Source organism: Novosphingobium sp. AAP83, assembly GCF_001295795.1.
Classification (GTDB): Bacteria; Pseudomonadota; Alphaproteobacteria; order Sphingomonadales; family Sphingomonadaceae; genus Novosphingobium.
Window position 1 is genome coordinate 1 of sequence record NZ_LJHY01000035.1, and the last position, 10,133, is coordinate 10,133.

The following is a 10,133-nucleotide window of genomic DNA, read 5'->3' on the forward strand; positions in this document are numbered from 1 at the left end:
ATAATGATGCAGGATTTTGATATGGTGAAAGGTGGTTGGGTTGAGAACATTTGCATCAGACTCACTTGTCGATCACACCGCCTCGATGGTAGCTAATGAAACAAAGGTATTTTCTAGGCCCCTATAGAAGCAAGAAAGCTGGACCATGCAGGTTGAGGAATGCGCATTTAGGCCAGAAATTTTATCTGCCTTTTCGCCAGAAGTCCGAAAAAATATGGAGGATTTTGCCAAAGCGATTAGCCATGCCGAGGGCGTGTTGCGAGGCTATCATCAACATACAGATGCGGCATTTAAAGCTTCGCCAAAAGAGCCATTCGAAGATATAAAAATTAATGCCCGTCAAATTTTTACACTATCGTGGGCGAAATGTATTCTATTTTCAAAATCAATAGTTGATAGCGTCAATAATAGAAATATATTGTCTGCCTTTCAAGCCATTAGAGGCTATGTCGAACTTGTAGCGACTTTGAGGTATACTGTTAATAAGATGGAACCTATTATCCACAAAGCTGCTGATTATGGAACCATTTCAGTAGAAGACGCACGTACAATTGCTGGACATATGGACATACTACTTCATGGGGGCAGGTTTAATTGGAAAACCTATTTCGAAGAGGGAGTTTCTGCTATGATTGATCGCAAAAAATTAAAAAGGACAAAAGAGGAAAAGGCTAAATTTGAAACTAAAGCTCTTAGAATAGGTACGTGTATCAATGACTGGGGCTTAGAATCCCCTGCCGCTGAATTTATTTATGACTATCTATGCGAATTGGTGCACCCCAATAAGGGAAGCAACATGATACTATTGGTCCAGCGGGATAGTGGAGTTGTGTTTGACATAAATGAAATGAGCGAAATGGGGATAGAATTATTTGAAAGAGTTTTCCCCTACGCCGCATCAATGTGTATGGGTGAAATGGGTCGAACACAACCATTTTTTGCTGCCTTGGGCGTTGAGGAAGCCCAAGCCGCAGTACTTCATTAATGCAACAATGGCCTGAAAAATTAGCATCAAAATTGCCTGTGCCGCCGCCCTGAGCTTCACATCATTCAGCACACTCACAATCTGAAGCACATCCGCCTTTGGAAACAGGCCACCAACACCTTGATCGTCCAGATCGGTAAACGGCGACTCATACAGGCGCTTGGGTTCCATCGCTCCATTTTCGGTTAGATGGTCGATGATCAGATTGATGAACTCGATTTGGTTGGCATTGGGATTTCGCCCCTGAAGGAAGCCAGCAAATGCATTCTTAGCTGCATCACGTTCAAGGCCAACCAGCGAACGAATGAACAGGCCCAACCCACCTTGGTCGTGCAAGGCGGAAAGGTCAACATTGGTCGCCACAGCTTCCTCGACCATGATCCGTTCAAGCTCAGACAAATCTTGTGGGGTTAGCTGTTCATTCCGTCGAAGCTTTTGGATCGTGATGTGATCGGAGTGGCTTTGCAGGAAGTGCCGCACCTTTAACTGAAAACGACCCTTGTCCGTACCGACACCTGCATCAGGCAGTGCAATGGTGGAGCCTTCACCAATCTCGTCGGTGAAGTCGGTATATACAATCTGTTTTGCATCGCCTTCGATCAGCATTGACCTGCAAATCAAGGCATGTCATAAGACCACCTCCTGAATTTAGATAAATTTTTCAGTCATAGTATGCTGCGGGGGGTTATGCGCACTTTCACAGTCTCAATTGCCTTGATTGGTGTTGCCTTGATAAGTCATCCAGTGAATGCGGACATTGGGAGTTTTTTAGCTGACGCAGGGGACATCGGTGCAGGGATCGAACGTGAACAGTACGAGCGAGCTAGAAGGCAGCAAAATTTGGAGATGATGCGCCTTTGCAATGAGATAATTCGCTTGGGCGGTCAGTGTAATATGACACAAGGCATAGCGTCTACTCAAGACCTGTCTTATGAACCTGCCACAATTATAAACCAGATAGAAACGGGAGACATATCTATCAAAACATGTAATTATAAAACTTTTAAAGGTTATGTGTTTCATGTAAATTATAGGGGACAGTGTCCTTATTCGGTTAAGGTTAATCCTGAGACAAACAGGGTGCTTTCTAATTAGGCACAGTGTTGCTTCTCATCCTTTTTATAGGGTTGAGAACGCTGAGAAACACATCAGCGGCTTTTCATCTAGAATTTAGCGAGGCGTTCCGACAGGTTGGCTAGCGGACACAGCATCGTCAGCGATGTCGGTGATTTCATCTTGCTGAACATCGGTAAACGCAGACTTATCTGAGGGTTCCTCAACGCAACTGGCAAGCAGCAAAGAAAGTGCGAAGGCGATGCTGACCTTAGCGTGAGAAATCAGTCGCACTTTTATCTCCCAGAACGGCTAGAATCTGCATCGCAATCACGCACCCATCCGCCAATTTTTGAAAACGAAATTTTTAATTAATTCAATGGAATAAAAGCGATAGAGTCCTTGGCTGATGACCATGAGTGGCGACAGCTTTCTGATCCAACGAGATAGGACATGCAACAGCTTGCGTTCGAGAGCGGCTTGCAGAAGTTTCAAACTATGTCGCTGAAACGCCGCTTGAATATCCAAGCCAATTGCCAGCATTTAATTTAGCAGAGAAGAGAATTTTTCATGCGCAGTTATGTTACGAAGCTTCTCCGCATTCCCGCCAATCATTATAAACGTTTCCGTTTTTTGGTGATATAAAAACCCACTCAGTCATGGCCTTATTATCGACTCTATTTACAATTACGCAGCCGTGCAATATCCCAAATGAAGCGTTTATGGGCATGTCTGAGTTCGATTTTTCAAAATGAATACCCGCCGATTTTGATCCGACGTCAGCAATTGAAACTTTGAAAAAATCACCAACTTGATAATTGCACTCTCTTCCTCGTTCGCTGTTTTCGCATTTTTTTGAAGAATTTAAGATAGATAGTAGCGTCCTGTCATCGACGAATGGTGTAGCGGCAAGCTTTTTACATCCCACAACTGAAAAGATCGAGACAAGAATCGCAGCACTGAAAGCCCACTTTTTCATTCGGAATTACAGCCTTCCTGAATTGAAGCCACTACCGCCTTCACAACCCTTTTTGCCACGAAACGTAGCCAAAAACTAGGGTCAGGGGACGCTGTTAGGTTTGCAACCCATAGAGCACATCCCAAACATCGCCATACACCGCCGCACGTTCATATCCTTGCCGTGAAGCCCCTCTCAATGAACGGTCTTTTCCCCTACGTCAGCTGTTGATTCATCATCATCTGTGCAGCTTGGCAATTCTTGCAAAACTCCACCAGCAATGCCTTCATGCACAACGTCGGTGAACACTGATGAAAATTTTTGAAGCAGTTTCAGCACATGCGGAGGAAATAGGCCCACGTCATATGGATGGGTGTAGTACCCGTAAAAACGTCCCAATTCAGCCCTATAGGCAAATTGCAGCATGATTTTGCTACAGTTGGCATGGTTCACAAAACGCAGCATAGCTATCTCGTCCAGCTCCGCCACTGCATCCCAATAAGTGTATATTATCAGTAATTTACGCTTTTGATCAACGTCGATCCAGAAATTAAATGGATAAGCGGTAACGTAGATTCCGCCCAGATGTTGATGTTCGATTGCGGCGTTATCTAGAATGGTTTTTATGGTTTCGTCATTGATAGTGTTTGGATCGAGCATTTTGGATTTCAAGGCAATCTCCTTGGTGTGAAGGGGCAGCTTTTGTCCTTCAGAAACAGGTTGGCATTGATTTTATGCACCGTGAAGATGGCTGGCGGCAGTGTCATATGGTGCAGAATATGGTTGGATTATACCATGAGATTGGGTGATTTTCCAGATACCAGAGCGTCAAAGCATGAATGATCATCTGCTGGTTGCAGGACCATGCTTCTCGTGCTCAACCTGCGGATATGCCACCAATGGGAAACGCTATGATTTTGAAGCATATATGTCGCTGGACAATGGGTTTTGCACTGGCTGGATTGGCTGGATGTATGCCTCAAAAACAGGCGGTTATGGCTCTTCCAGCAGAGTATGCGACGTTTCAGTTTGCTGACGAGATAGCGGGGTTAGAGTTCGATTTTCCCATCGATAACATCGAAGTTCGAAAGCTTGAGGGTGGCCGTCAGTACTTCAATGCGTCAGGGGTCATCAAAAACACATCAGATGCGACACTGAAGGTTCCAACTTTGACGATGGCCTTCAAAACCAAAGGAGAAAAAATTGTTTTTCTCCATGATGTTACTTTGCCTTACAATGACATTGCACCCCATGAAGTGATGGAGGTTTCCGCCCATGTGATCGGTGTGCCAAAAAATGCCAAGCATGTTGAAATTGGCTGGAAAGCTGGTGCTGGCGCTGTGAGCACTCCGTAGCAAAATGAAGATGGGGTTGCGCAAGGCCAAAGCAGTATATGACACGATAGGCTATCACGCTAAGCATTTACGCTATGCCATGCTGGAAACTACTCATAATATTGATTTGGAACGAAACACGCTCTCAAATTGAGTGGCAATGACCGTTGCCTGATTCTTCAAGGGCCTTATGCTCGAAGTTGGAAAAGCAGAATCAAAGCATGTTTCATCAAGGATGCCGATAATGGCAGATAGCGTTCAGGCCACAGCAAATCTGTCAGATCACGGCTCTGTACGCCAACCGTCACTAATGAAAGGCTTCAGGCTTAGGAAACTCGGTATCTTTGTCCTGTGCGCAGTGGGCTGCTCTGTAGCTTGCATTGCGATCTACAACTCAATGGCAACGTCACGTGCTGCCGATGCCTATGTGGGGAAGGACAATCCAGCCGCAGACTACCTGATTTCGATGAGAGACCCACCCATAGATTATGCTCGTGTCGTAAAGACCCCCATTGATTTTAACGAGGCAGGGAGAGCCTCGAAGTCAGCGCCGTTCACCAAAGGTGATCAGTGCTGGAAGGCGTATGATGCAACGCCCAGTTGGAGCCAATACGATTATTGCGTGGCTTACGACAAGGTAATCCGATCACATGCGTCACCTCGTCAGATCAAAGTTCATGCAATAGGGTCTGGTTACCCATCTGCGATTGAACGAAAGGGAGAGCGTTTTCTCGTTGGCAAGTCCGGAGCATTGAAAGGTGAGCATGTAGCGATCCAGCGTGCCAACGACGTTGGGATGGCAGTACAGATCGACAATCGGTGATATGGATGGACTTGTAGCCTGATTGGCTATTCCAAAAATTGCGTAGAATATGTCCAATAAGGCTCTCTCTTAAATAATTAGTTTTATTCATAATTGACAATAATCAGAGCCAAATGATGAATATCCAATTTGAATGTTTTAACTAGTAGGAAATCAAAATGAGTTTTTTCGAAAAGGTTCTCGGCGAACTTTACTATTTTCCAATGATGATGGAAGAAAATAGAAGAGATCGATGCAATATAAATTTGAAAATGCAATATTTTGTTACGCAGCAAAATAAAGAGGTTGTTTTTTCTGGTGTACCTATTTCAACAGGAGGAGGGTACGAATTTAGTGATCGTAAACAATATGTGCACTGCTATGTTATTGAGGAGCGTCAAAGAACAATTAGTTTCAAATGGTTTAATTCTATGAAGGAAGCGTTCGAATATCGTGACAGCATAAACATTGGCAGTGATCCAAACGTCTTACGTGTAGCTGGGCCACGAAAACTGCCATATGGTAAAGATGAGAGGTTTGGCTTTGGCGGGGGTTTGTTTTAATATAGGTCTGTAAATTGAAAAAGATTCAGCCTCGCCAAATTCGCCTCTTTCACTTCTTCTGAAACATCCAGTCCAACATCACCGGGCACGAAATCCAGACCACGGCTTGGATGGTTCCAAGTCCACCAAAGCCACTTTCGGATTTCCAGTTCTGTTTCATGATCAAGTACCACATTGCCATCACACAGCACACGGTACAGCCCTGCCATGTCATCAACAGGATGGATCACAGGGATTTTTGGCCACTGATCTGAAATCCGTTTCAGCATATCACTTAGACTATCCCGCCTTGGCTTTTTTGACCGCCAACGTGCGAACCAGCCATTGGGCTTAGGTTCTGTTTCTTCAACAGGTTTCGGTTCCGCATCAGGCTCTGTGATAACGGACAGATCGGTCTCGTTAGTTTGAAACCAAGACCCATTCGGCCAAAACAATGCACCACATGGACAGCCACGCAATTCTGTATGCAGGTGGTGAAGATCACCATAACCCCAACCATCAGGCCATTGCTTCCAGCCGCTAAGATTGACCGATGCGTAAAACCCGACTGCGTAGACACGTTCACAGCAAGGGCATGAAACATCCCGATAAATTGTTCGTGTCACTAACAATATCCACGCTTTGGCGGTCTACTCTGCTTGGGCAGCAGGAAACGCCGACTTCAGCTTCTTACGCACACCCTTGGCAATATCCTTTTAGCCTACCTTACGCCCAAGACCAATGGCTTTAGCAATTTCAGCACGTCTCGCTGCATAGTTTGGTGCCACCAAAGCATGATCCGCTGCCAGATTCCAACGAGAACGGTATTCCTTTGGCGTCATAGCATGTTCAATCATCAGGTGACGCTTGAGTGCTTTGCCTTTGAATCCACATTCCATGCAGGTGACAAAATCTGGCTTGACCGATGCACGGATCGAAACGGTTGGTACAGGTTTCTCGTCCACAACAGGTGCGGGTTCACCACCCTTTGCCAGCGCCTGATAGACTGAATTGATCAGCTTCGGGAGATCGTTCATGCCAACGCTGTTGTTGCTGACGTGAGCGCACACGATGTCGCTGGTAAGTTTGAAGAGCGTTGCGTTTTCCATGACGTACCCATCCCGAATGTCTGCCGCAAACTATCGCCAGATATTCCGTGAATGCAAGGTGTGACGGAGGTTCAATGATTTCCAGTGACAGAACCAATGCCTCATCATAATCTAACCATTCGGTTGCCCACTTAGGGTCAAAGCAGTCGTAGGCGGGGTCATGGATCAAGACGGTGAGTTGGTGCTACATCCATCACAGGAAATCCGTGAGGGCACTGCTGGTTTCGGCATTGGAAAGCTAGCTCTCGTTGGCCTGTGCGCCCTTGTTGGAACCGTAGCTGGCAATGCGATCTATGATAGTGTGATAGCGCCACGTGCCCACCAAGCCTTCATGGAAAAGACCACACCGTCTGCAAGCTATCTGAAAGCAACACGTTCGCCATCCATAGATTATGCACGTGCTGATCAAGCCACGGCTGATTTCTACCAAACCTATGATGAAGCTGAAGTGTCTGATTTATTGGCAAAAGGCGACCAATGTTGGAGTGTCTTTGATGCCTCGCCTAGTTGGGGCCAGTTTGACTATTGCGTCGTCTACGACATAGGTGTGCGATCACAGTTATCGCCGGAAGACATTGAAAACCACTCAAAAAAGCTTGGAATGTCGTCTGTGATGCACCGTAAGGATGAAAGCTTCCTTATCGGCAAGGCACAAGTTTTGGGGGGTGAACTTTTCGCTGTGCGACGGTTCAATGAGATTATCCTGACCACTCAAATTTAGTGTCGGGATCGGTTGGTACGTGAAGCTGGCTTGGTTGCTGGAAGTTTTGGGGTAAGCGAGTGTCGGACAAGAGCTTTTACGAAATTCTTTGCGTCGAACCCAACGCAACAATGGCTGAGATACGTGCTGCCTATCTGAAACAGGCGAAGCGTTGGCATCCAGATCGTAACGCTGGCAATAAGGAAGAAGCTGAACGGCGTTTCAAGGATATAGCACACGCTTACGAGGTGCTTTCCAACTCAGAAAAACGAGCAGCATATGATGCCGCTGGTGCTGCTAACCAAAAATCCGCTGCCTCTGATGGCACGATGGACGATGGTGATGCATTCGACCTTTTCATCTCGGTTTTGCTCGATCTGGCCTTCGAACTGGCTGAAAGCGGTGCCGACCAAATTGCGATCTACCAAGCTCTGGTAGATATGGGTTGCCCGATTGGTGCTGCTAAAACGCTTGCTCAAAGGGCGTACAAGCATGGCGGCAATGGCAAGGCTGGTGCTTCACGTGAGGAACCATCAAAAAAACAGAAAACAGCTACGCAGAATTCTCCTAATGATTTGAACAATCCATCCGATAATCAAGAGGCCATTCAATCCAACGATACCGAAGATCATCAGTGGATGAAATGGATTTTTGCGATTATAATTTTTTTTGCTATATTTATTATTTACACAATAAGTGTTGCAAATTACAGTCATTCACCGTCAATCGAAGCCACTGAAGCGGCAGTTGAAGCAACAGAGCTAGCTGTTGAGGTGGTTGAAGAAAGGAAAAATGACCCCGTCCCCGTTGAACCAATACAATCGGAGGTACTCAACCAAAATCCACCAATCGGCAATCTGCAACCATATGTTCCACAAATAACAGTTCAAAATCTCGATAGAGACGAAAGACTATCATTGCAACTGGCGTGTATGGATGCGCAAATGCAAGGCCCTGCCGCTTATAATAAATGCGTTGAACAACAAATTAAGCAGATTAATCCTCAAAATAGGAACCCAGAAAAGGCACAACTTAATCGAGATCAGCATCTTTCACTACAGTTAGCTTGCATGAATGCGCAGATGCAGGGGCCAGAAGCGTACAATCAATGTGTGGATTATCAACTTTCATTAATCGGACTTTAGATCGAGTGGTTTATTGGAAAAGCCACCTCTTGCAGCGGTTCGAATGCTGAAAGCCCCTGCGCTCTCTTGAGCACAGTCAGCAGCAATCCATTCGCATATGCCTCCACCAGATAACCATGGTTTGCGTGTTCACGCCCAAAGATGACCGTCGAAACCTTCGCCAAATCCAGTGCTTCAGCTTCCATCATTAGGCCCATGTCCGCAAAATAGGCTGCACCATCATTCTCCGCCCATTCATGCCAATCGAAGCCAGCAATGACCCACTTATCCTTCAGGCAGGTGCGGATAAAATCTATCACAACATCATGATATTCCAAGGTATCTTCATCGATATGGTAGCCGATAATGAGAGGCGTGGAATCCTCAACGAATGAGAACCACGGCTGTCTGAACGTGTTATAAAATGCGCCAAGCTTATGAAGGCGACCTGTTGCGGCTTTGCCTGTGTAGTAGCTAGTGTTAATATCTCCCATAGCTGTTATCCTTATGTTTTTATTATTTAAAATTCGTCATGCCCATCAGACATGAATGGTGATGGTAAGTCCATATCTTCAACATCTTGCCATAGGGGCCTATTGATTTGACGTGCCTCTTCAGCCTGAACCAGAAGCAAATGCTGCTGTGTCAAAGCTTGGTTGAGTTGTTCGAGTTTGCGATTTCGTAGCTCGACGTTTACGATTTGTTCTGAGCAAAAAAGGCCCATCATTTCCGTGAGAATGGATGTTCTGGTTCTGCCAATCATTGATGCAATTGCATCAAATCGGTCCAAATCACTCTTCTCGATCAGAAAATTTACAAGTGTTTTTGCCATGTTCCTCCTCGCATAAGTTGATGAAAACCATAAATTTTTGGTCCTCATGCATATTTATACGAGGCGAGATTTTCACACAGTTTTAGCCTGACGTGCAACATGTTGAATGGCTGAACGGCTGACACCGAACCGTTTCGCCAAAACAGCCAGAGACGCACCTTCAGCCTTCAAAGCCATGATCTGTGATCGATCATCAGAAGATAGGGTTGGTTTGCGACCAAGTTTCTTGCCTTCAGCTTTTGCCCTTTGAAGGCCAGCCTGTGTTCTTTCGATGAGCAAATCCCGTTCCATCTCAGAAACCGCTGAGATGACCGCCATGGTCATTTTTCCAGCGGGGGAAGTTAGATCAACACCGCCAAGGGCCAAACAGTGCACCTTCACACCCATGCCATCCAACTTTTCAACGGTGGCTCGAACATCCATTGCATTTCGACCTAGCCGATCAAGCTTAGTCACGATGAGCACGTCACCAGCTTCAAGTCTGTCCACGAGCTTCTTGAAGCCATGACGTTCCATAGCAGCAACAGAACCACTAACAGTTTCTGCCACCACACGGTGCTCAGCGATCTGGAAGCCAGCCGCTATAATTTCATGGAGTTGATTCAGATTGGTCTGGTCAGCCGTGGAGACCCTTAGATATGCAAATGTTCTCAACCCAACCACCTTTCACCATATCAAAATCCTGCATCATTAT

15 protein-coding genes are annotated in these 10,133 nt (G+C 45.9%); 6 read left to right on the top strand and 9 right to left on the bottom strand.

The annotated features are described in order from the left end of the window. Positions 1-145: 145 nt before the first annotated feature. A complete protein-coding gene (locus IP81_RS20505) occupies positions 146-985 on the top strand; it encodes a hypothetical protein (protein ID WP_157573287.1) in 840 nt (279 codons plus the stop codon). Here the strand turns inward: IP81_RS20505 and IP81_RS15585 are convergent. From IP81_RS15585 to IP81_RS15595, 4 genes are all read right to left on the bottom strand, one after another. Then, entirely contained in the window at positions 899-1,591 is a 693-nt protein-coding gene (locus IP81_RS15585) for a type I restriction-modification enzyme R subunit C-terminal domain-containing protein (RefSeq protein WP_054108939.1), read from the bottom strand. The two genes, IP81_RS20505 and IP81_RS15585, sit on opposite strands and share 87 nt — an antisense overlap. A 777-nt stretch (positions 1,592-2,368) precedes the next feature. Then, positions 2,369-2,566 (bottom strand): hypothetical protein, encoded by a 198-nt coding sequence (locus IP81_RS15590; RefSeq protein WP_197274666.1) that lies wholly within the window; start codon positions 2,564-2,566, stop codon positions 2,369-2,371. 55 nt (positions 2,567-2,621) lie between these two features. Next, positions 2,622-3,017 carry a hypothetical protein gene (locus IP81_RS20510; RefSeq protein WP_157573289.1) on the bottom strand — a complete coding sequence of 132 codons (396 nt, stop codon included), beginning with the start codon at positions 3,015-3,017 and terminating at the stop codon, positions 2,622-2,624. A gap of 174 nt (positions 3,018-3,191) precedes the next feature. Further along, positions 3,192-3,668 carry a hypothetical protein gene (locus IP81_RS15595; RefSeq protein ID WP_157573291.1) on the bottom strand — a complete coding sequence of 159 codons (477 nt, stop codon included), beginning with the start codon at positions 3,666-3,668 and terminating at the stop codon, positions 3,192-3,194. 167 nt (positions 3,669-3,835) lie between these two features. On the opposite strand from IP81_RS15595, the gene IP81_RS15600 reads away from it, so the two are divergent. From IP81_RS15600 to IP81_RS20515, 3 genes are all read left to right on the top strand, one after another. After that, positions 3,836-4,351 carry a hypothetical protein gene (locus IP81_RS15600; protein ID WP_054108942.1) on the top strand — a complete coding sequence of 172 codons (516 nt, stop codon included), beginning with the start codon at positions 3,836-3,838 and terminating at the stop codon, positions 4,349-4,351. Positions 4,352-4,574: 223 nt separating this feature from the next. Next, positions 4,575-5,153 carry a hypothetical protein gene (locus IP81_RS15605; protein WP_157573295.1) on the top strand — a complete coding sequence of 193 codons (579 nt, stop codon included), beginning with the start codon at positions 4,575-4,577 and terminating at the stop codon, positions 5,151-5,153. Between the two features lie 158 nt (positions 5,154-5,311). Further along, a complete protein-coding gene (locus tag IP81_RS20515; RefSeq protein ID WP_157573296.1) occupies positions 5,312-5,695 on the top strand; it encodes a hypothetical protein in 384 nt (127 codons plus the stop codon). On the opposite strand, the gene IP81_RS20520 is transcribed toward IP81_RS20515, so the two are convergent. Both IP81_RS20520 and IP81_RS15615 read right to left on the bottom strand, forming a co-directional pair. Then, complete coding sequence (locus tag IP81_RS20520) at positions 5,692-6,300, bottom strand: hypothetical protein (RefSeq protein ID WP_157573297.1); 609 nt, start codon at positions 6,298-6,300, stop codon at positions 5,692-5,694. The genes IP81_RS20515 and IP81_RS20520 overlap by 4 nt on opposite strands. A gap of 90 nt (positions 6,301-6,390) precedes the next feature. Beyond that, positions 6,391-6,783, bottom strand: coding sequence for a MucR family transcriptional regulator (locus tag IP81_RS15615; protein ID WP_054108945.1), 393 nt, complete (start codon positions 6,781-6,783; stop codon positions 6,391-6,393). 160 nt (positions 6,784-6,943) lie between these two features. On the opposite strand from IP81_RS15615, the gene IP81_RS15620 reads away from it, so the two are divergent. Both IP81_RS15620 and IP81_RS15625 read left to right on the top strand, forming a co-directional pair. Then, entirely contained in the window at positions 6,944-7,504 is a 561-nt protein-coding gene (locus IP81_RS15620) for a hypothetical protein (protein WP_054108946.1), read from the top strand. 59 nt (positions 7,505-7,563) lie between these two features. Continuing rightward, positions 7,564-8,628 (top strand): J domain-containing protein, encoded by a 1,065-nt coding sequence (locus tag IP81_RS15625; protein WP_082356227.1) that lies wholly within the window; start codon positions 7,564-7,566, stop codon positions 8,626-8,628. On the opposite strand, the gene IP81_RS15630 is transcribed toward IP81_RS15625, so the two are convergent. The 3 genes from IP81_RS15630 to IP81_RS15640 all read right to left on the bottom strand — a co-directional run bounded on the left by IP81_RS15630 (position 8,625) and on the right by IP81_RS15640 (position 10,093). Beyond that, entirely contained in the window at positions 8,625-9,101 is a 477-nt protein-coding gene (locus IP81_RS15630; RefSeq protein ID WP_054108948.1) for a DUF6508 domain-containing protein, read from the bottom strand. The genes IP81_RS15625 and IP81_RS15630 overlap by 4 nt on opposite strands. A 26-nt stretch (positions 9,102-9,127) precedes the next feature. Beyond that, positions 9,128-9,439: a hypothetical protein gene (locus IP81_RS15635; protein WP_054108949.1), complete on the bottom strand. Its 312-nt coding sequence runs from the start codon at positions 9,437-9,439 to the stop codon at positions 9,128-9,130. A 72-nt stretch (positions 9,440-9,511) separates the two neighbouring features. Continuing rightward, complete coding sequence (locus IP81_RS15640) at positions 9,512-10,093, bottom strand: recombinase family protein (RefSeq protein ID WP_054108950.1); 582 nt, start codon at positions 10,091-10,093, stop codon at positions 9,512-9,514. Between the last annotated feature and the right edge of the window lie 40 nt (positions 10,094-10,133).

Excerpts from the sequence above, each read along its gene's own strand:
- IP81_RS15630 (WP_054108948.1), bottom strand. The coding sequence starts at position 9,101 with ATGGGAGATATTAACACTAGCTACTACACAGGCAAAGCCGCAACAGGT.
- IP81_RS15620 (WP_054108946.1), top strand. The coding sequence starts at position 6,944 with ATGGATCAAGACGGTGAGTTGGTGCTACATCCATCACAGGAAATCCGT.
- IP81_RS15600 (WP_054108942.1), top strand. The coding sequence starts at position 3,836 with ATGATCATCTGCTGGTTGCAGGACCATGCTTCTCGTGCTCAACCTGCG.
- IP81_RS20510 (WP_157573289.1), bottom strand. The coding sequence starts at position 3,017 with ATGAAAAAGTGGGCTTTCAGTGCTGCGATTCTTGTCTCGATCTTTTCA.
- IP81_RS15635 (WP_054108949.1), bottom strand. The coding sequence starts at position 9,439 with ATGGCAAAAACACTTGTAAATTTTCTGATCGAGAAGAGTGATTTGGAC.
- IP81_RS15605 (WP_157573295.1), top strand. The coding sequence starts at position 4,575 with ATGGCAGATAGCGTTCAGGCCACAGCAAATCTGTCAGATCACGGCTCT.
- IP81_RS20515 (WP_157573296.1), top strand. The coding sequence starts at position 5,312 with ATGAGTTTTTTCGAAAAGGTTCTCGGCGAACTTTACTATTTTCCAATG.
- IP81_RS20505 (WP_157573287.1), top strand. The coding sequence starts at position 146 with ATGCAGGTTGAGGAATGCGCATTTAGGCCAGAAATTTTATCTGCCTTT.
- IP81_RS15585 (WP_054108939.1), bottom strand. The coding sequence starts at position 1,591 with ATGCTGATCGAAGGCGATGCAAAACAGATTGTATATACCGACTTCACC.
- IP81_RS15615 (WP_054108945.1), bottom strand. The coding sequence starts at position 6,783 with ATGGAAAACGCAACGCTCTTCAAACTTACCAGCGACATCGTGTGCGCT.